21 protein-coding genes and 1 pseudogene are annotated in these 20,062 nt (G+C 45.1%); 7 read left to right on the plus strand and 15 right to left on the minus strand.

Features of this window, described 5'->3' with window-relative positions; translation table 11 throughout:
• Positions 1-194 precede the first annotated feature (194 nt).
• Positions 195-1,394, minus strand: a complete 1,200-nt coding sequence (locus R5H20_RS12530; RefSeq protein WP_006637196.1) for a Ger(x)C family spore germination protein — start codon at positions 1,392-1,394, stop codon at positions 195-197.
• A gap of 20 nt (positions 1,395-1,414) precedes the next feature.
• Entirely contained in the window at positions 1,415-2,989 is a 1,575-nt protein-coding gene (locus R5H20_RS12535; protein ID WP_006637197.1) for a spore germination protein, read from the minus strand.
• Positions 2,990-3,150: 161 nt separating this feature from the next.
• Between R5H20_RS12535 and R5H20_RS12540 the strand changes: the two genes are divergently transcribed.
• The 3 genes and pseudogenes from R5H20_RS12540 to R5H20_RS23610 all read left to right on the plus strand — a co-directional run bounded on the left by R5H20_RS12540 (position 3,151) and on the right by R5H20_RS23610 (position 6,491).
• Positions 3,151-4,254 (plus strand): GerAB/ArcD/ProY family transporter, encoded by a 1,104-nt coding sequence (locus tag R5H20_RS12540; RefSeq protein WP_006637198.1) that lies wholly within the window; start codon positions 3,151-3,153, stop codon positions 4,252-4,254.
• 437 nt (positions 4,255-4,691) lie between these two features.
• Positions 4,692-5,501, plus strand: a pseudogene (locus R5H20_RS23605) (cache domain-containing protein); the annotation flags it as partial.
• Positions 5,502-5,543: 42 nt separating this feature from the next.
• On the plus strand, positions 5,544-6,491 hold the full coding sequence (locus R5H20_RS23610) for a methyl-accepting chemotaxis protein (RefSeq protein WP_373870221.1): 948 nt from the start codon (positions 5,544-5,546) through the stop codon (positions 6,489-6,491).
• Positions 6,492-6,539: 48 nt separating this feature from the next.
• Here R5H20_RS23610 and csaA read toward each other — a convergent pair whose 3' ends face one another.
• Together csaA and R5H20_RS12555 are read right to left on the minus strand one after the other, a co-directional pair.
• On the minus strand, positions 6,540-6,872 hold the full coding sequence (csaA, locus tag R5H20_RS12550; RefSeq protein WP_006636164.1) for a chaperone CsaA: 333 nt from the start codon (positions 6,870-6,872) through the stop codon (positions 6,540-6,542).
• Positions 6,873-6,989: 117 nt separating this feature from the next.
• The gene (locus R5H20_RS12555; protein WP_006636165.1) at positions 6,990-8,021 is read right to left on the minus strand and encodes a monodechloroaminopyrrolnitrin synthase PrnB family protein; all 1,032 of its coding nucleotides are present in this window, start codon (positions 8,019-8,021) and stop codon (positions 6,990-6,992) included.
• Positions 8,022-8,507: 486 nt separating this feature from the next.
• On the opposite strand from R5H20_RS12555, the gene R5H20_RS12560 reads away from it, so the two are divergent.
• Complete coding sequence (locus R5H20_RS12560; protein WP_006636166.1) at positions 8,508-9,833, plus strand: serine protease AprX; 1,326 nt, start codon at positions 8,508-8,510, stop codon at positions 9,831-9,833.
• Between the two features lie 64 nt (positions 9,834-9,897).
• On the opposite strand, the gene R5H20_RS12565 is transcribed toward R5H20_RS12560, so the two are convergent.
• The 8 genes from R5H20_RS12565 to R5H20_RS12600 all read right to left on the minus strand — a co-directional run bounded on the left by R5H20_RS12565 (position 9,898) and on the right by R5H20_RS12600 (position 15,444).
• A complete protein-coding gene (locus R5H20_RS12565) occupies positions 9,898-10,308 on the minus strand; it encodes a DUF5367 family protein (protein WP_006636167.1) in 411 nt (136 codons plus the stop codon).
• An 11-nt stretch (positions 10,309-10,319) separates the two neighbouring features.
• Complete coding sequence (locus R5H20_RS12570) at positions 10,320-10,928, minus strand: TetR/AcrR family transcriptional regulator (RefSeq protein WP_006636168.1); 609 nt, start codon at positions 10,926-10,928, stop codon at positions 10,320-10,322.
• A 179-nt stretch (positions 10,929-11,107) separates the two neighbouring features.
• Positions 11,108-11,593 (minus strand): DinB family protein, encoded by a 486-nt coding sequence (locus tag R5H20_RS12575; RefSeq protein ID WP_006636169.1) that lies wholly within the window; start codon positions 11,591-11,593, stop codon positions 11,108-11,110.
• A gap of 296 nt (positions 11,594-11,889) precedes the next feature.
• Entirely contained in the window at positions 11,890-12,477 is a 588-nt protein-coding gene (locus R5H20_RS12580; RefSeq protein WP_040347811.1) for a TetR/AcrR family transcriptional regulator, read from the minus strand.
• Positions 12,478-12,483: 6 nt separating this feature from the next.
• The gene (locus R5H20_RS12585) at positions 12,484-13,200 is read right to left on the minus strand and encodes an MBL fold metallo-hydrolase (protein ID WP_006636171.1); all 717 of its coding nucleotides are present in this window, start codon (positions 13,198-13,200) and stop codon (positions 12,484-12,486) included.
• A gap of 79 nt (positions 13,201-13,279) precedes the next feature.
• Complete coding sequence (locus R5H20_RS12590; RefSeq protein WP_006636172.1) at positions 13,280-13,744, minus strand: GyrI-like domain-containing protein; 465 nt, start codon at positions 13,742-13,744, stop codon at positions 13,280-13,282.
• Positions 13,741-14,025, minus strand: coding sequence for a zinc ribbon domain-containing protein (locus R5H20_RS12595; protein WP_006636173.1), 285 nt, complete (start codon positions 14,023-14,025; stop codon positions 13,741-13,743). The genes R5H20_RS12590 and R5H20_RS12595 overlap by 4 nt, the downstream gene beginning before the upstream one ends.
• A 483-nt stretch (positions 14,026-14,508) precedes the next feature.
• Positions 14,509-15,444 (minus strand): helix-turn-helix transcriptional regulator, encoded by a 936-nt coding sequence (locus R5H20_RS12600; protein WP_006636174.1) that lies wholly within the window; start codon positions 15,442-15,444, stop codon positions 14,509-14,511.
• 310 nt (positions 15,445-15,754) lie between these two features.
• Between R5H20_RS12600 and R5H20_RS12605 the strand changes: the two genes are divergently transcribed.
• The gene (locus tag R5H20_RS12605; RefSeq protein ID WP_224254412.1) at positions 15,755-16,135 is read left to right on the plus strand and encodes a CcdC protein domain-containing protein; all 381 of its coding nucleotides are present in this window, start codon (positions 15,755-15,757) and stop codon (positions 16,133-16,135) included.
• A gap of 38 nt (positions 16,136-16,173) precedes the next feature.
• Here the strand turns inward: R5H20_RS12605 and czrA are convergent, their stop codons facing one another.
• The 3 genes from czrA to R5H20_RS12620 all read right to left on the minus strand — a co-directional run bounded on the left by czrA (position 16,174) and on the right by R5H20_RS12620 (position 17,767).
• Positions 16,174-16,506, minus strand: a complete 333-nt coding sequence (czrA, locus tag R5H20_RS12610; RefSeq protein ID WP_029418421.1) for a Zn(II)-responsive metalloregulatory transcriptional repressor CzrA — start codon at positions 16,504-16,506, stop codon at positions 16,174-16,176.
• Between the two features lie 91 nt (positions 16,507-16,597).
• Positions 16,598-17,422: an MBL fold metallo-hydrolase gene (locus R5H20_RS12615; RefSeq protein ID WP_006636177.1), complete on the minus strand. Its 825-nt coding sequence runs from the start codon at positions 17,420-17,422 to the stop codon at positions 16,598-16,600.
• A 93-nt stretch (positions 17,423-17,515) separates the two neighbouring features.
• Positions 17,516-17,767, minus strand: coding sequence for a YnfE family protein (locus R5H20_RS12620; protein WP_006636178.1), 252 nt, complete (start codon positions 17,765-17,767; stop codon positions 17,516-17,518).
• Positions 17,768-17,924: 157 nt separating this feature from the next.
• On the opposite strand from R5H20_RS12620, the gene R5H20_RS12625 reads away from it, so the two are divergent.
• Both R5H20_RS12625 and R5H20_RS12630 read left to right on the plus strand, forming a co-directional pair.
• Positions 17,925-19,256 carry an APC family permease gene (locus R5H20_RS12625; RefSeq protein ID WP_006636179.1) on the plus strand — a complete coding sequence of 444 codons (1,332 nt, stop codon included), beginning with the start codon at positions 17,925-17,927 and terminating at the stop codon, positions 19,254-19,256.
• Positions 19,257-19,353: 97 nt separating this feature from the next.
• A complete protein-coding gene (locus R5H20_RS12630) occupies positions 19,354-20,004 on the plus strand; it encodes a lysozyme family protein (protein WP_006636180.1) in 651 nt (216 codons plus the stop codon).
• The last annotated feature ends 58 nt before the right edge of the window (positions 20,005-20,062 follow it).

The following is a 20,062-nucleotide window of genomic DNA, read 5'->3' on the forward strand; positions in this document are numbered from 1 at the left end:
CATGCGGGTGTAAGGCAATGCAAAAAAGGTATAAAAGGGCAGACGTATCCTATTCTCCAAGTTTCCGTTTTTTCATATGAAAAACGATGGAAAATAAGATTACTGAATCATGTCCCCTATACCTTTTCCTTTCACTGTATTTATCAAACAGTATATATTCGAAGGGAAACATTGTCAATATTTTAGATGACTGTTCAATCCAGTTTTTCCATTGGTGATTTTCCGATCGTGCCGACACGTCGAATCTGTACATCGGTTTTTATGTGTACCGGCATTGTTGCAAATTTTTCGTCCCAGTTGTTTTTAACCTTTTTCCAATAAACCGGATTTGAGCGATGAAGCGCCTCTCCAAAACCGAATATATCGATTTTATATTGTTCTTGCACTGTTTTGATCGCTTCTTCAATGTTCTTTTTCAGCTGTTCATTCGCTCTTGTCTCTACATCTTCAATCGTTTTTGATTTCATCAGCTTAACTTTGCATTGAACTTCACCAATGTTGGCTTCCACATGGACTTGAACGGTTCCTCTCGGTAAACCATTTGCGACTTTAACTCCCATATTCGATTTCATGCGAATGACCTCGAGCGCAATTTTTCTTTTTCCGGCTGAACAAGGCACTTCTTCAACCGTTCCCCTCACATTGCCCAACACGTAATTCACTGCCTTGCTGTTGCTTTCATTCATCCAGCTGATCAATTTGTCATCTTTAAAAACCGCTATTCCATTGTATTTTAGTCTGACATCCTGTGAAATTTCTTGAACATTTGCCTGGTTTTCCCCTTTTCTCATTGAGCCGGTCATCAGAAGCCCTGTTAAATGAGGCTGCACTCCATCACTAGCCGTATCGGAAATGAGCTTGTCCAAGGTAACGGTCATGGAAGGCGCCCACATTTTCTCAGACGTTTCTAAAGAGGAAAACAATTTATTTGCAGGAATGTCTTCCAATCCGGTTAAAACTTTCAATACATTTTCCGCCTTTGCATCTTTTGCGACGACAATAAAAAAGTCAGGCCGCACCTCTTGATCCCGTGAAAAAACATCAAGGATTTCACCTATCCCTTCCCTCGCCAGCTCCTCGCCGATGACCAGCACTCTTAAATGTGAAAAATAAAGCTCCCTCGCCGTCTCGGTTGACATTCTTCTGACTGCTTGAAATATCGTATTGCCTTTTTCCTGATATGTCATAACCGGAGTTTGCACAGTTTTACTTTGCTTGGCGGCAACTTGTCCCGGGTCGATGATCTGAGTTGTGACAACCTTTTGATCACCCGCCTTATCAATCCCCATCGCACCTACAATGGCAAGCTCATTCATTTCACGCCTGTTCCAGCAGCCTGATGCCAGAGGCCATGCAAGGAATAGTATCATCAATAAACTGATGTGTTTTCGCACCCCTTATCCTCCTCTCAATTTTAGTTTCTTCGCCGCGGCTTTGGTGAAGCTGTATGTTCGCGCCGGACATTTTTCTGGTTTATCAAACGGGGGCGGGAAAACAATCCCCAGTGCGGCATCCGGAAAATCGCATCTTTTTGGTCTTCCTGGATAAAAGGAGCGAACGGGGACATATACGGTATTCCAAACGACCGCAAACTGCATAAATGAAGAGCAAGAGCAATCAGCCCCACAATCAGCCCGAATAATCCGAATGACGCGGCAAGTCCCATAAAAATAAACCGAAGCATTCGAACGGCAATAGCCAGGTTAAAAGAGCTGACGATAAAGCTTGAAATCGCCGTGATCGCAACCACAATAACCATGGCGGCGGACACGATCCCTGCATCAACTGCCGCTGTACCGATAACAAGCGTACCGACAATCGAGACCGCCTGTCCAATCGTCTTCGGCATGCGCACGCCGGCTTCCCTGAGGATTTCAAACGTGACTTCCATTAAAAGTGCTTCAACAAAAGCGGGAAACGGAACGCCTTCACGCTGTGCAGCCAGATTGACAAGCAGCGGGGTCGGCAGCATTTCCTGATGGAAAGTGGTAATGGCGATGTAAAATGATGGTCCGAGCAGCGCTATATAAAATCCGATAAAACGAAGAATTCGGAGCAGCGTTGTGATGTCGGCCCTCTGGTAATAATCATCAGCAGTTTGAAAAAATTGCACGAATAAAGAAGGAACCAACAGCGCATTAGGTGTTCCGTCGACAAAAATAGCGACCCTCCCCTCGAGCAGATTTGCCGCTGTCACATCAGGGCGTTCAGTATGAAAAATGGTGGGAAACGGCGTGTATGTTTCGTCTTGTATCAACTCTTCGACATAGCCGGTCTCTAAAATGCTGTCAACATCGATTTGATCCAGCCGTTTTCGGACTTCCTCAACGATCTTTTGATTTGCGATTCCTTTTATATATGCAATCGAAACCTTCGTTTTCGTAACATTGCCGATGCTCCTAGTTTCAAACCAAAGATGTTGATCATTGATTTTCCGCCGCAATAATGCTGTATTTGTCCGCAGATTTTCCGAATATGCCTCTTTTGGGCCGCGCACCGTATTTTCAACGGTTGCTTCCGTAACCCCCCGGTCTTTGCCGCCCTTCATCCCAATGGCAAATCCCCGTTGATAACCGTCAAGCAGACAGATGACATGACCGCTCAGGAGCAGGCTGAAAAGCCGGCCATATTCCGTCAACTCCTGTATGTCAGAGACGGTTAACACCGATTCTTTCAGCTTTTCCAGCGGGCTTTCTTCAATCGAGATGTCTATGTCCCTTAAGTGGAACAATAAGGACCCGAGAATAGAATGTTCAATCGATTGTGCATCGATTAAGCCCTCGGTATAGATGATTGCCGTCTTCACATTCGCGCCTTTACCGATTAAAAATTCGCGAATGATAATATCATCGCTTCCTCCTAGCGTTTCTTTGACCCGCTGGAGATTTTCAGCAAGGGCTACACTTAATATATCTTTCGGACCGGCATGATCTTCGGCAGGCTTTGTGATGGAAAAGGATCGATTATACCGCTTTCTAAACAAACTCATGATGAACCCACTTTTCATTTGTAATTGATTTTACTATCCCTTTATTGTCTCCGTTTTATCCTTTTGAAGAAGAATCATCCAAGACCTTTGATTATCCAAAACCTTTTTTGTCAATGATTAACTGTACATTGACAAAAAAGGTTCTTTGAGGGTGAGGAAACTTGGAAACAGCAAAAGTCAGCCCAAAACAGCTATTTACTTTAATTGTATTATTCGAATTTGGCACAGCTCTGATCGTTCCGTTGGGGATAGGTGCCAAACAAGACGCATGGCTGGCGGAACTGATAGGTATGATCGGCGGAACCGTGTTATTTTTTCACTATTATTATCTTTACAAACAGTACCCTAAATTGCTGCCGACCCGCTATTTTCAAAAGATATTGGGAAAGCACCTCGGCTTTCTGATCGGCCTTTCTTATGTTCTGTTTTTTATCTATGGAGCTTCAAGAGATTTGCGGGATTCAAGCGAACTCCTTTTGCTTCAATACAATCAAACCCCCATGTATATCGTCAGCGGAATTACGATGCTTCTCGTTTGCTACGCGCTGTACAAAGGTATAGAAGTATTGGCCAGAACGGCAGAATTGATTTTCCCGCTGCTTTTGTTTCTGATTATATTGACATTTGTCTTTTTAGCGGCATCTAATGTCATCCGCTTTGAAAACCTGCTTCCCGTCCTGGAAAACGGCTGGGAGCCTGTTGTAACAACAGCATTTCTTGAACGTGTTTTCTTCCCTTACGGCGAGCTGGTTTGTTTTACCGTTATTTTCCCTTATATCAATAGGTCACGGAATGGGATGAAATTCGGATTGACTGCCATGATATTTGCGGGCTTTGTGTTAATCATGACGATCGTCTTAGAAATCGCTGTGTTGGGTGTATACGGATGGTCAACTTCCACTTTTCCGTTTTTGAGGTTTGTGGAAAAGATCAATATCGGCGGTTTTATACAGGGCTTGCAGGGATTTGCAATGATCGTTCTCGTCGTGGGGAATTTCTTTAAAGTGGCCATCTTTTCTTATGCAGCAATCATATGTTCAGCCGATTTATTCAATCTGAAACATCATGCTTCACTTATCGCTCCGATCGGCTTCATCATTTTAACGGTTTCAATGGCTTCGGCAGCTAGCTATGTCGAACATATCGAACAGGCAAAAATCGTCCTTCGCTCGATTTTTGTTTTATTTGAATTCATCATCCCTTTCTTGTTGACAGCCGTCGTCATGGTTAAAAAGCATTTTGGCGGAAGCACCCGGCATTCATGAAATCGTGTGGATGTTGAAAACTGGTGAAGTCAAAATCAAGCGACACATTCTGGGATGGTATGACAATCGATCGGCAGACGTTGATGTTTGCTGAAAACATGGATATGGATGGTTTTATTTTTACCCGTTTTTCCCATGAAGATCATCTTTTACGAATCGGTTTTTATTTCGAAAACGAAATTTTTAAATTTAATATAAAAATGTGATAATCGTCCGGTAATCATGTCATAGACTTGAAAAAAGGAGTTATGGCCATGGGGAAATTATGGGACTGGATCAAGCGTCCGTCTATTTCAAAAAGATTAATATTCTCATTTTTATTCATTTTAACAATTCCTGTTGCAGTACTTGCGTGCAGCTCATATTATACGGCTGGAAGTTCACTTGAAAGCGAAATGATGATAAGCGCGAGAAACAGTGTTGATCAATTAAACAAGATGATTGATCAAAACGTCGAAAAAAAGGCCGATGCCATCGCCTATTTTAGCGAAACGATTCAGGACAAAACATACAAGGAAAAAGATCAGGCTTCTGTAAGAGAAAAATTTGCGCAATACGCAAAACAGAACAAAGATGTCGAGGCCGTTTTTACGGGTTCAAAAGACAGCATCTATGTCCAGTACCCTCGGACAAAAATGCCGGAAAACTATGATCCCGTCGAAAGAGGCTGGTATCAAGAAGCCGTTGCGAAAAAAGGCGAAATCATTGTCACTGAGCCTTACAAGTCTGCCGCCACAGGCAATACGGTCATTACCATCGCCAAACAAAATCAAGACGGTTCAGGGGTTGCCGCGCTCAGTTTGAACATCGACGAGCTGATTAAAGCGACCAATGATGTAAAAATCGGCACAAGCGGATTTGCATTTATTTCAAGCGCTGATCAAAAATACGTTGCCCACCCGAAAGCCAAGGCCGGAACGGCAGGTGAAGGCGATTGGATGAAGCAAATGTACAGTAAAGACAAAGGCCTCTTTTCATACACGTTCGAAGGCAAAGAAAAGCAAATGGTCTTTGTAACTAACAAGCTGACAGGCTGGAAGATCGGCGGAACGATGGTCACAGATGAAATCACAGCTGCGGCACAGCCCGTTTTCAACATGGCTGTGATCATTTTAGCCGCGGCGATCGTGCTGGGAGGCATACTTGTCTACTTCATTGTCCGCGCCATCAGCAAGCCGTTGAATCAGCTTGTGTCGTCTGCAAAGAGCATCAGCAACGGCGATCTGACACAGACGATCGAAGTCCGCTCCAAAGACGAACTCGGCCAGCTTGGCACAAGCTTTAACGAAATGGCGGAATCGCTGCGCTCTTTGATCAGCGCGATTCAGGAATCGGTAGAACATGTCGCCTCTTCGTCTGAACAGCTGACAGCAAGCGCAGATCAGACGAGCAAGGCGACAGAACATATCACACTGGCGATCGAGCAATTCTCAAACGGAGCCGAAAGCCAGAATGAAAAAGTCGAGACAAGCTCGCAGCAGCTCAATCAAATGAACGGCAAGCTGTTTGAAGTGACGGAAGTGTCAGAAGCGGTCACAGAATCATCGATCAAATCAACGGAAATTGCCGAAACCGGCGGAGAGCTCGTGCAAAAAACCGTCGGCCAGATGAATTCAATCAACCAGTCAGTCAAACAGGCCGAAGGCGTCGTCAAAGGACTTGAAGCCAAGTCGAAAGACATTACAGCCATCCTCCGCGTTATTAACGGAATTGCCGACCAAACGAATCTGCTGGCGCTGAATGCCGCAATCGAAGCGGCGCGCGCCGGGGAATCGGGCCGGGGATTTTCTGTTGTGGCTGAAGAAGTGAGAAAGCTCGCCGCCCAATCTGCCAGTTCGGCCAAAGAAATTGAAAGCTTAATCCAGGACATCGTCAAAGAAATCGAACATTCGCTCACCATGTTCCAATCGGTCAATTATGAAGTGCAGTCAGGCCTGAACATTACCGAAGACACCGAGGCGAGCTTCAAGCATATTTATGATATGACAAATGAGATCGCCGGCGAGCTGCAAACGATGAACACAGCGGTCGAACAGCTCTCAAAAGGCTCTGAGGAAGTATCGGAAGCGGTCGAAGAGATAGCCGAAGTTTCAAAAGAAAGCTCGGCAGGCATACAGGATATCGCCGCATCAGCGGAAGAACAGCTGGCATCAATGGAAGAAATCAGCTCATCCGCCGCCACGCTTGAACAAATGGCTGAAGATCTGCGCAACCTGACGAAAAAATTTAAGATTTAATCAAGTAAAGAGGCTCTCCGGCCAAAAGCCGGGAGCCTCCCTTTTGTTTCATCCGATCTTTGTGCCATTCGGCGCTACTTCATCAGGCGTTAGTAAGATCACATCGCCTGTTTCAGGGATGCCGCCAAGAACAAGCACCTCTGATCGAAATCCTGCAATCCGCCGCGGCGGAAAATTGACGACTGCCGCTACCTGCCTGCCCTCCAGGCTTTCAGGTGTATAACGCTTCGTAATTTGCGCACTCGATCTCTTCATGCCGATTTCAGCGCCAAAATCGATTTCCAGTTTGATCGCCGGTACTCTCGCCTCTTTAAATATTTCAGCTTTTACAATCGTTCCGATCCGAATATCAAGCTTCAAAAAGTCTTCAATGACTGCCATGTTGTCACCCCTTTGCCATAGTCAAGATCTTTCCCATGTTGAATAGATGTTGGCAAGTATAGAATATCATGCATTTCTTTTCAAAGAAACATGGCAAAAACGGTTCAAGCTGGTTTATCATTTTTTCACAAAGTCATTGATATCTTTCCGGGAAACCTCAACCATGTCAATCAATTCTTGCAGAAACGAATCAAACGGGAAACCGCCTGTTCCGTATTTGACATCTGGATCTTGCTTTCTAATATATCTGTTTACGATTCCTTGATGCGTCAGACGGTATTCAATAATAGATTGATAGATTTCATCCAATAACGATAGTTCTTCTATATCGTTTGCCTTCAAATAGGAATCTTTAAGTGAGGGCGTGGACATGGCTTGGGCGATGTTCACTTTATGTTTCGGCTCAAAATAAGGGAATAAGGTCTGGATCATCTGAAGGTGCGATTCGCTCGCTGTCCCTGTCACGATATCGATGATAATCAGATTGGCCAGATGAACCGCGCTTGGCGCGCTGTATTCCCGCCCGCCGATCTGAATCGGGAAAAAATAGCGCCGAAAACAATGAAAAAAGAAAGCCGGGTCTACTGTTTGATGAACGGTCCGACTCTCATGTTTCAACATACGGACACAGGATGCGGCTTCTTCCAGAAAATTAATGCGGTTCTCATGAAAAGGGTTCTTTTTTAAAAGAAGCAGTTTTTCCGCTGCCGGCCGGATCGCTTCATCTGATTTTTGGAGCTGCCGGATGAAGTTGACTTCGCTTTCATCTCCTGTAAAGGTCCGCAGCGCTTCTTTAGGATTGTAATTCACGTAGGAGGAATATGTATCTCTTGGCGCCATTCCGACAGAAGCAGCGAGCATCTTCAATCGGCTGATGATATCCCGGGAGGCAGATGACTGACCCAATTCAGAAGCGACGAGAAAAATACCCAAATCACCTATCGCCCGGATTCTTACTGCAAACGGCTGACCGTACACGATGTCCAGCACTTCGTCAAAAGATGGCATCAAGTGAAGTAACGCACTGACTCCTTCTGCATATTCCTCCTTCTGTTGATATCCGGGAAGTTCATGGACCACAAAGCGGCTGAATTCGCCGAATGGATACAACGCCTTTTCACAAGATCCGGTCATTTCCGATGAAGCCATAAAAATCACTCCTTCTTTTATAAAAGCATGGATTTTAAAGCTGAATACCTCAGTGTTGGGCTCTGATTAAAATAAGCCAAAGAAGAAATCGAGGAGTCATTTTTTATGCATCATCGCTGTTAACAGAGTCCAAACAAAAAACCAAACTCAAATCTATCAGCCAAGATTTGAAAAAACGCCTGCTAACAAAAGAAACTCATGCGCCTTCCCTGGATTTCCGCATATGTGAAATCCATTACATAACATTATTTCCATAAAATAAATATAAACTCCCAATCTATTTTTGTCAACTATATCCATATATAGCGGACAATTGTACAAAACGCCGCACTCCGGCAATCTTTTCTTTCAACAGATCCTCATGCAGGACCTGATGGATGATAATGAACCGGCCCCTTTTATCTGTCATGAGGACAACCAACTTTACGGATTCAGCCTCAGATTCATAGATTATCAGAAAGAAAAATCAATGTGAGGTGGATGCTGATGTTTGGTTCCTACATGGTTCAAATGGTTCGCGCCAATGCCCATAAATTAGACCGGCCGCTAAGAGAAAAAGTATTAAGGCTCTACAAACCTTTTAAATGGACGCCGTGTTTTTTGCACGGACTGTTTGAAAAAATGCTCATGAAACGCAAAAAGATGTCAGTGATTATTGAGTTTGAAGGAGATTGTCATAGAGGCTATCAGTCTGTTCACGAGATGATCGATCAAAAAAGACGAAATAAAATGAAGAATCATTTTCCGAAAATCAATTGCTGCAGCGCTGAAGTCACGCCAACGGTTTTACAATCTCTTCTTTCGGAGTGCGGGGACATTCGAAAAATATATTTAAATCGGAAGGTGACAGCTCTTCTTGATGTCGCTGTCGAATCAAGCAATGCCAAAGAAGTCGTCAGAAACAATCAAACGCTGACGGGAAGAGGTGTCACAGTAGCCGTCGTGGATACCGGCATTTATCCGCATTCAGATCTTGAAGGAAGAATCAGGGCCTTTACCGATTTTGTGAATCAGAGAATAGAGCCATATGATGACAATGGACACGGAACCCATTGCGCGGGCGATGTGGCAGGCAACGGTGCCGCTTCTTCCGGAAAATACCGCGGACCGGCGCCTGAAGCAGAGCTCATCGGTGTAAAAGTATTGGATAAAATGGGGTCCGGAACATTGGAAACCGTCATTCAAGGGATCGACTGGTGCATTCAATTTAATGAAGAACATCCAGATCGTCCAATCGATATTATTTCAATGTCGCTCGGTTCAGAGGCGCTCTCATATGAAAATGAACAAGAGGACCCTGTCGTCAAAGCTGTTAATGCCGCATGGGATGCAGGGATTGTCGTCTGTGTTGCAGCCGGGAATTCCGGACCTGATGCGAAAACGATAGCAAGCCCTGGTGTCAGCGGAAAAGTCATTACGGTCGGCGCTTTGGATGACCGTGACACGGTCAACAGGGACGATGATGATGTGGCATCCTATTCCAGCAGAGGGCCGACGATATACGGCAAGGTAAAACCCGACCTTTTAGCGCCGGGCACCGATATCGTTTCGCTCCGATCACCGGGTTCTTTTTTGGATAAGCTGCAAAAATCGAGCCGTGTCGGCACAGATTATATGACAATGTCCGGAACATCAATGGCAACCCCGATTTGCGCCGGAATTGCCGCGCTGATTCTCGAACACGTCCCCGACGCTTCTCCTGATGAAGTCAAAAGACTTTTGATGGAAGGAGCCGATTTGTGGAAGGATAAAGACGCAAACATCTACGGCGCCGGCTATATCAATGCGGAAAATTCCATCCCCTCCGCCTGACAAAGCATGACCGATTCGCCCGTTTTACATGAGGAAACGGGCGAACACTTTATTGGGGAAAATTTCAGAATACTCCCCGCTCATCCTTCCTCACAAGAAGGAGCGGGATTATTAAATACATCGCATACGCACATACCATCCAAATGGTAAAAGCAATCACCTGACCTTGAGAAAGCTCCGGAAAGATCAGCGAATGGTTCCAGACTGAAAAAGTGTCCATAAATAAACCGACTGCCGACCCCCATATCCCGAGCTTGATTACCGCATAGCGTGATTGATCAAGCTTTTGATAAAAAAACAATACCGCGTACAGGAGGACAAAAGTTCCCGCTTCAAGAAGCAAAAAACGAACCAAAAAGCTGTGTTGGCCGGGATCAACGAGAACCAAATCTCCAAACCATACAAAAAACATCGTGGCACCCAACCAGACAAGGAATGAAAACAGAAGCGCCAGACCTAATTTTTGCGTAAACATTTTTGCCCTCCCTATTCCTTTGATCCAGATTGATCAGCAACTTGCGCTTTTTCAGTCAGATGCTGCAAAACCAGCTCCAATTCCCGGTATACCTCTTCAGAAGAAAAGCCGGGTGAAATAACAGACTGCAGTGCAAGGCCGTCAATCAATGCGTTTAAAAGAATTCCCCACGTCTTTAAAGAAACCCCTTCAACCGGAGAACGCTCCCATAGCGCAGACAGCTGTTCTGTCAAAAACATATTTTCGTCCTCTATCAGCTTGCTCAATTGGCTGCTGATCATGTCATTGCGAAATCCGGAAACAACCGACTCCAAAAACAACCGATGATAATATGAATCTTCCTTTGTTCTTGACTGGGCAGACATCAAGCCTTCCTTTATTTTTTCAGCTGCCGGCTTCTGTCCGCTCTTTAAATTCTCCCAAGATATATAGCAAACATCCTGCACGACTTCGAAAACAAGCTGCTCTTTCGTGCGGAAGTGATAATATACGGTCCCCTGCGTTACATTTGCTTTTTCAGCGACCGCTTTCAGCGTCAGATTTTCCAAGCCCTGATCCATGATGCACATCTTGGCAGCTTCAATCAGCATGTTCTTCGATGTGACATTTGGTCTTGCCATTCTCTCACCTCTTAGTTATCCAAATAACTAACTATCTGCGAAAACTTTAATATGGAAAAAAGGATTTGTCAATCTTTAATTGGTTGACATAATATTTTTATGGTTTTCCAAAATCAGCAAGGCTTTTGTATTGCCATCAAGCGGCGCCCAGACTCCGCAGGAGTCCGCGGCGCAAGGCATTAGTTCACCCCTTTTGCGGGGTCCCAGTTTTTCTGCTGCTTTCTCATATGGACAATCTGCCCTAAATGATAGACATTATGAAGAATAAGACAGGATAAAATGTCAGCCCATGTGGAATCCGGTTCATGTTCGGCTGGCTGTGTCAGCTTCGATTCTTCGCATGAGGCCATCTCATGTATCCATTCGGAATAAATACGGTCCAGATCCTTTCTGCTTTCTTCCCACCCGAGTCCGCTTTTGTTCACAAACGTGTCATCGATTGTGTAATCGAACACCGGGACGGGGATTCCTTTAAACCGTTTTAAATATCGCTCATTATAAAAAATTAAATGGTTGGTGATTTCGAAAATCGAATTTTCCGTACCTTCTCCTTTTTGTTTTGCCTGGTTTTCGGTCAGACCCTCGGCAGCCGTTTGGAAGCAGACAAACCAAGTTGTTTCGTTATAGCATGCCTTCAATTGATTGAGAAATACGTTCTTCAGCATAACAACCCTCCTGCCGTTTTCAGTCTTCAGTCTGCCGGTGCCGGCGAGAAGACTGCTCTTCGTTTTTTATTTCGCTGTTTGTCATGCGTAATCCTTTTTACAAAATTGTTAACTCCTCAATTTCCGAAAGAAAAGCGCTGGGCAAAAAAAATCCTTGGCATTGAGCCAAGGCAGGAAAGTGGCTGGTTAAGCCTTATCATACCTATGACTCAAAAACTTATGAGCCATAATTCAATGATACTAAACTTTCAGGAAAAAGTAAACAATTATGAATATTCAAAAATCATTCTTCTATTTTAGATGTCTTGCCGCCTATGTTTCCGGCAGGTGTCAAGTCCTGCTAAAAATGCACAAATCGCCATTTCCAGGCTGTCTTCAATATCATATGGAAGACCGAACGCCCGGTTCTGCATAAGTGCGGCAAAACCGTGCATGATGCTTCTCAATCCTCTGACCGCATGAATCGCTGAAACGCTGTCTAAATCGTAAGGTTTTAGCACTGAAAGAGCCAGATTGACGATCTGTCCGCCGGCTTCCTCTATCCGTTTGTCTTCACCCGCCGGTTTTAACAAAGTCGCTGCATAGAGGCCCGGCCGTTTTTTGGCGAAATCGATATACGCTCGCGCCATATTGCAGACAGCTTCATCTTTTTGAGCGCCTTGAATCGATATCGCCATTTCTTCATAAAGGCTTGTCAATCCCCAAACCGCAAGCTCTGTGCGAATGCCGCCAAGTCCTTCAATATGGTTGTATAAAGACGGCGGGCGAACATTCAACTTTTTGGAAATGGATGCCAACGTCAACCCGTGAACACCTTCTTGATCTGCCAGCTCTGCCGCAGCTTCCAATATCGTCTGCATATTCAGTCCTATTCTTGGAGACATGATTCTTCACCCTTTCCTGTTCAATAAAGACTCAGCTTCGCTTATCGCTTTTTTCATGCCTTCTTCTGGACCGCTTACGATGCTTCCGTGGCCTGTGGCAAGCACTTTCGGTTTGACGTCTAATAATTTTCGCGCGCTTTGTAAAGCTTCTTCCTTATTCCAGGTGGCAAAAGCGGGAAATGGGAACGAGAGCTTCAAGCGCCCGGATACCGTTATTCCGCTTCTTGTGTGAAAGGCATCCCCCGCAACCAGAACCCCGTGCCGTTCATCAAAAAATGACAGACTTCCAGGTGTGTGCCCCGGTGTAGAAATCGTCAGCAGCGATCCGATGCGGTCGCCGTCGTGCAAAAACCCATCCGGTGTTGTCATGATGTTTTTTGGGATATCTCCCTTAATAGGTGTCTGCGCTTCATGTTCAAGGAGTGATTTATCTCCGTGCAACAAGCGTGAATCCCGTTCAGAAATAAAAACCTTGACGCCGGGGAGCGTCTGTTTTAGGGCATCAAGCGATCCGACATGATCACCGTGGGCGTGTGTCAGTACAATTCGTTTAATCGGTTTTCGAAGACCGGCGGCGGTCTCCAAAATTCCTTTTTTGCTGATTGGAAGCCCGGCATCGATGAGTGTAAGACCATCCTCCTCTTCAACCAAATAGCAATTAACCGGAAATAAAAGTGGAAAACATGTCAGCTGATAGATCGTTTCATATTGGGTCAGTCTCAAAAACGCCACCTCTTTATAGGAAATAAAAAACTAATGATGTTAGTTTTCATTATAAAACTAACATCATTAGTTTTTCAAGTCATTTATTTTCGTGTTTGACAGCTACGTATACCGTGACTTGGGCGTCCTCAGAATTGGCCGCCGTTTCACCGTAAACCTCAAAATCACCGGTGTATGTGCGTAACGCTTTCTGATCCCATGACCAAATGTCCTGCCATGTTTCAAAAACAACCTCTTCCAGTCTTCCCCGTCGCGAAGTGAAAACAGCATATAAGGAAGAAGGAAGTGTGATCACATCCTCACCATGTTCGCAAGCGTCAAAAAACGTTCCGATGGAATACGTATATGTTCCAGATTCATCTGTTTCATATTGAGAGTAAAGGGCGATAATGTCAGATGTTGCTGTTTTGATGATTTGCTTCCGAAATAATTCCCACATGGCGGAAATTCTGCCCTTTCCTGCTGCTTCATCCGCATTGCTCGTCACTGTCGATATTCCGGAGAACCGCTTTTTATCCAAATGTTCAACATGAGAAAAGCTCATTCCGCCCCTCCTCCAGTTTTTTCAGCTGGGGATTTCCAGCGTTTTAAGTACGGCAACGTGCTTTTCAGCAGCACTCTTGCTTCCTCCTCTGTCCTGCCTTCATCTTTCATATGCGGCACACAGCTGTCGATCATATCTTCAAGGGAGGCATCGGGCTGTGTAAACACGCCATTCACATAGCAGTACTTACAATAATCGGGACTTTTGGCGCCATCTTTTTCTGTTCCGGCAAGGCCGTCAGCCATTGGCATCGAGCAGCTTTGGCAAAATTGTATTTTCATTGTTCATTCCTCCTTTATGTTAATATTACAAAAACGAACCTGACAGCATTGTGTCAGGTTTCATCCTTTAAATAATCGTTGTTAAAAAGGGTGCATTTTCGGATGGAAAAGGCAAGACTTCCGAGGCGGATTCAGAGATTGCGGTTAGAGGGAGAGCAAAAGTTTACAGGACAGAAGACGGAGCCATGCTAAAAAAATGCCTCCGGCAGCCGATGGCACGTATATTTATAATGCCCGACCGGAAGGATGGAGAATTTGCAAGTCTTGGCCCCGATCAACCCACAAGGGTCTAATTCATTCATCAGAACGGGGACGTGCCGCCTTTAAAAGCGGCAGTGTTTATAGAGGCATATGACTAAAAAAATAATCAAGAATGTCAATCCCCGCCAACATCTGCAGCGGGTTTTTTAAAATTCCCGCCGGAGAAACCCGGTCTCCTCCCCGGACCAAATCTTCCCCTCCCCACACATATTTCCGGACAGTTCAAGTTTCATATACGTTAACAATTTGCTTTGCCAAGTCTTTTACTTTTTCACGAATGTGAGGAGGATGGAGAATTTCGATGCGGGTTCCAAATTGCAGCAAAAACCCATACAGCCAGTCATCTTCAGGATACGATACGGAAGCGGTGCATCTGCCGTTTTCATATGTAAGCGCCTCAACACCGAAACATTCCCTTGCCATAGATTCCCCGGACGGGTTCACAAGAAGTGTGATGTCCGTCATATTGTCGGGCCGATGCCATGTTTTCTCCCAGGGCAGATCACCGAGATGGACTTCCCTTCTCTGATATGTGTCAGGGAGAGCGCTGACATCTTTCATTCGGAGCAGCTTAAAAAAACGGAACGCTTGTTTTTCATGACTGAAGGCGTAGAGATACCAGTTCCGCGCCTTTAAAACAAGGGTGTGGGGTTCGACAAGCCGTTTTCCCGTCCGTCCTTCCCTGTTTACATATGTAAAGGACACGAGGTTTGCACTGTCGATCGCTTGATGCAGCAGCTGCATCTTCTCCTTTAATGCGCTGCTTTCTCCCCAGGACGAAATATCGAAAAACCATTTTTCCGTTTTTTGACGAAACTGGGACATTTCTTCTTTCGGGACGAGAAGGCGGATTTTTTCCAAAGCGGTCCCATGATGAAATGATGTGTAGGTTGATGAGACGCTTTCGAGCGCAGTAGAGATTGCGGCCAGCTCATCAGCTGAAAGCAGCTTGTTTTCCAGGCGGAACCGCTCCATTATGCTGATCCCGCCTCCGGCTCCCTGTGACGTGACGATTGGGATGCCGGCCTGATTGATCGTTTCGATATCGCGGTAAATCGTTCTGACTGAAACCTCAAACATGTCGGCAAGCTCCTTCGCCTGTACTTGCCGTTTGCCGACCAGCAAAACGACAATCGCCAGCAGGCGGTCAATTTTCATTACACACCCTCCTTTCGCCTCTACAGCCTTTCTCTTGTTCTTCTACTATAGCACAGAAAGATTTTAGCATAAAATAACAAAAACAAGATCTCTTGACCCATTTTCGCCCTAAAATTATATTTCCGGGTACGATTGATCGAGATTGGACATATACTCGGTTTGAAAGGAGGTTAACAACATCGCAGTTTACTTCGCGCAGTTTTTCGTCATCTGTCTGATCGTTTATATCAGGGTGAAACGCTCCATCGGTTTTCAGCCGCTAAACAAGGCGCGCATGGTATTCAGGATGGTTCTTTTTTCGGGGATTTTCATGACGCTTCTGACGATGAGCTCCCTTCATCCTCTATCATACCTGTACGATCTGATCGGGATTCTGCTTGGGCTGATGCTGACGATATATGCGTTAAAGCATGTATCTATCGAAAACCGTGGGGGGATCATCTATTTTCGCACCCATATGTGGGTTGAGCTGATCGTACTCTGCATATTTTTATACCGGTTCCTTTCGCGTCTTATCGAAATCAACGGCCTTGAGACGGCTTTGCTAAACGGCGGTTCAGCCGCTTACGGAACGTTTTTGGCGCAAGATCCGGCAACGATGATTGGCTTTTTTGTTCTTGCCGTTTATTATGTCGGCTTTTCTTTTTTTGTTTTGAAAAAAGGCAAAATTGCAGAAAACCGCTCACTATAAAAGGCAAACTCAGGAGCTTGAGTTTGCCTTTTAGCCTATCAGTCATGCTGTGTATGATCGATCATTTGCTGAAGGACATCCAGCACATGCTGATCCTCCGGGGAATAAAAAATGGAGGTTCCTGACCTTCTTGATTTGACAAGGCGCAGATTTTTTAAAAATCTGAGCTGGTGGGATACGGTCGACTGCAAAAGTCTCAGCTTTTCTGCAATTTCATTAACCGAATGTTCCCCCTGTGACAGCAAATGAAGGATTTTGATCCTCGTTGGATCTGAGAGCGCTTTAAACGTCTGTGAGACGAGAAACAACGTTTCTTCATCTAATTCAAGCCGACTTTGTTCTTCTGGTATTTCTTGATTTTGCTCGTTCATGTTTTCACCTTTTCCGTACATCGTTTTCCCTCATTTATCATATACCAAAACAGAGCGGATTGAAAAGTTTTCCGAGCGGAGGTTTGTCAGCCTATGTGGTAAACAGCGTCCCTTGTATAGCTTGAATATACCTGTCTGCTGACAGCTGAACGCGCTCCCCGGCATGATTCTTAACGACGCGGCGGAAAGCGTTGTACAGCCTGTTAAACGAAACATCCTTTATTTGATCAGCCATTTGTTTGACCTTCTCCCCCGGAAGAGGAATCAAGTTTGGATAACTGTACATAAAGCTGACCCAGTCTTGGTCTTGAACGACTTGAATAATATCGCCTGTGAGCAAAATCCCCTTGCCTTCGTTTCCATTTTTCCAATGGCAAACGGCTCCTCCTTTAAAATGACCGCCCAACCGGTGCAATGTCAGCCCGGCGGATATCTCGACTGATTCCCCCGACCAATAAATGATCCGTCCGCTCGGTCTTTGCACCCATTCTCTATCATCTTCATGAATATAGATCGGCGCATCAAAGGCTTCGGCCCATTCTGCCTGTGTGGAATAATAATGCGGATGGGATAATGCAATCGCCTGAATTCCCCCGATCTGTTTGATGTTGTCGATCGTCTCTTGATCTAAATATGTAATGCAGTCCCACAGTAAGTTAAAGCCCGGCTCTTGAACCAAATAAGCAGTTTGGCCGATGCCAAATCCCGGTGTTGTCGTCAGACTGTGTAAACGCTTCTCCTCATACCGGACGTCGTTTTTGTACTGACCGCTTTTCTGCAAGTCTTCAAGTGTTGTCCATGCTTGGCCTTTTGGATTGACATATTGTCTTTCTTCATTGCATATGCGGCATTCTGTCGGTGGTGCCGGACTTGGCTCATATTGAACCCCGCAAGTCGTGCATATAAAGTTTTTCATCGTTTCTCCCCCTTTCTTCTCTATATTTTACCATATGATGCCGAACTGTCTCGATGTACGGCGCCATGAAAAAAAGCATCCGGAACTCGGATGCTATATGCTGACGTCCTGATACACATCTTCCAGCTGTGAGAAGGAAATATCTCCTGCCGCACAATCCACGGCAGCACTGACGATTTGGTCAAACCCCTCGGCTGAAACGCTGCGCTCCTTTAACCGCCGTTCATACTGTTCAAGTTCTTCCTGCTGCCTTCTTAAATCCTCCTCTTTTCCCTCATAATCATCGGCATTCATCGTTTCCATATTTCTTTTTACAGCTTCTACATAGCCTTTTAATTCATCCATAATAAAGATTCTCCTCGCTTTCCTAAGTCAGTCAAAAGCTTTTGCCAATCCGCTCGTTTTTATACGAAAAAAAGATGTTTCATCCGCTTGCTAGCACACCAAAAAACATTTAAAATATGTCTTAATTTACAATACACATAAGGAGTTCTATAAGTCATTGAAAAACGAAACTGCGCTTAAACGAAGCCTTACACTTGTCCCGCTCGTTGTCATCGGGCTCGCTTATATGGACCCGCTTGTCGTATTTGATTCTTACGGGGTGGTTGCCCAGATGACAAAGGGACATGTTCCGGCGGCATATATGTTCACGGTCGCCGCCCTACTCTTGACAGCTTTAAGCTACGGCAGCATGGTCAAAGCTTATCCAAAAGCCGGATCGGCATATACATATGCGTTTGAAAGCATTCATCCCCGCGCCGGATTTATAGCGGGATGGACGATTATGCTTGATTATCTGTTCCTTCCGATGGTCAACTTCGCGATCAGCAGCGCCTATTTGACAGCAGCGTTTCCGAAGATTCCTCACAGCTTCTGGGTGATCCTGCTCGCTTTGTCGATTACGTTCGTCAATATCTTGGGGATCAAATTAACGGCAAACATTACGTCCTTGTTTGTCGCCTTTCAAGTCATCGTTGCTTTGACATTTACGGGGTTTATGATCACAGGACTTGCAAACGGGCTCGGTTCAGGAGAGCTCGTCTCGGCGGCTCCTTTTTATCAGCCTGATATGGAGCCTTCCCTCATTGTGTCGGGGGCAACGATTTTATGTTTTTCCTTTTTGGGCTTTGACGCGATTTCCACAATGTCTGAAGAAACGATTCATCCGAAAAGGAACATTCCCCTGGCCATCTTTTTAACGGTTGCCATCGGTGGAGTACTGTTCACTGCTGTATCTTATTTTATGCAGCAAATATATCCGAATTATGAAAGCTTTCGGCATGCCGATTCTGCATTGTTGGAAATCGCTTTTTATGCCGGAGGCGCTTTTTTGCGATCTTTCTTTTTGGCCGGAACCATGGTCGCGGTTATTTCATCGTCGCTTTCTTCGCATGCGAGCGCTTCAAGGCTTTTGTATGCAATGGGACGCGACAGCTCTTTGCCGAAGCGTTTCTTTGGGTATGTCCATCCGAGATTGAAAACCCCGGTTTTCAACATCATCTTGATCGGGCTGATTTCGCTGACGGCCATGATCGGAGAGCTGGAGGTCATTTATTCGTTTATCAGTTTTGGCGCATTAGTCGGATTTATATTTGTTCATCTGTCTGTCATCGCCCATTACTATATCCGCCGGAGGCAAAAAGGCGTTTTGAACACGGTGCGCTATTTGATTCTTCCCTTTTTTGGCGCCGCGTTTTTGCTGCTGCTCAGCATCAGCAAAAACGCGCTCATCATAGGAGCCGTTTGGCTGATTGCCGGATTTTTGTATTTCTGGTTCAGGGTCCGTACCCTGCCGGACACCACGTTTGGATTTGATAGAGATTATCGCTAGAAACGTTGATAATATCGCTTGGTCTTGGGATCAAGATATGTCATAATAAAAAGGCTGTGTACTGTTTTCGAGTTAGGGCTTTGTAGAGGTGAAACCATTGAAAAGAAAGAAATCAGGGTGTTTTGCCGGAGCTGGCTGTTTGTGTTTTTTTGTGCTCGTTCCCTTGATCGCGTTCTTGGCCCTCAGCGGTCAGGAGCAGCTGAAATGGCTTCCTCTCGATACTGAAACCAATATTATGGAGAGATTAACAGATTACAAGCCTCTTGTACAAAAAGAGCTTGAAAAGCAGGGGCTGGGACAATATACCTCACTCTTGCTGGGAGTGATCTATCAAGAGTCAAAAGGCAGAGGCACTGATCCGATGCAATCGTCAGAATCTATCGGCATGAAAAGAAATCAGATTGATGATCCGGAAACCAGTATTAAGCAAGGTATCCGCCATTTTTCGGATATGTACAAAAAGGGCCAGAAAAAAGGCGTCGATTTGGCGACGATCATCCAGAGCTATAACATGGGGGCAGGCTACATCGATTACGTCTCTAAACATGGCGGAAAACATACTGAGAAACTGGCGAAGGAATTCTCCGAAAAACAAGTGAAAAAAAATCCCGATTTGTATAACTGCGGAGGAGATAAAAACAACTTCCGCTACCCATATTGCTACGGGGATTATTCTTATTCGGAAAAAGTATTGGAACGAACAAAAAAAGTAGAAGAAAGAATTGAAGGTTTAACACTTGAACATTAAAAAAACGGGACCGGGCGCAAGCTGTTTTGTATGCGCCCGGTTCGTTGTTCATTTCCAG

Origin of the sequence: Bacillus sp. KICET-3, assembly GCF_033261025.1 — a bacterium.
Classification (GTDB): Bacteria; Bacillota; Bacilli; order Bacillales; family Bacillaceae; genus Bacillus; species Bacillus sonorensis.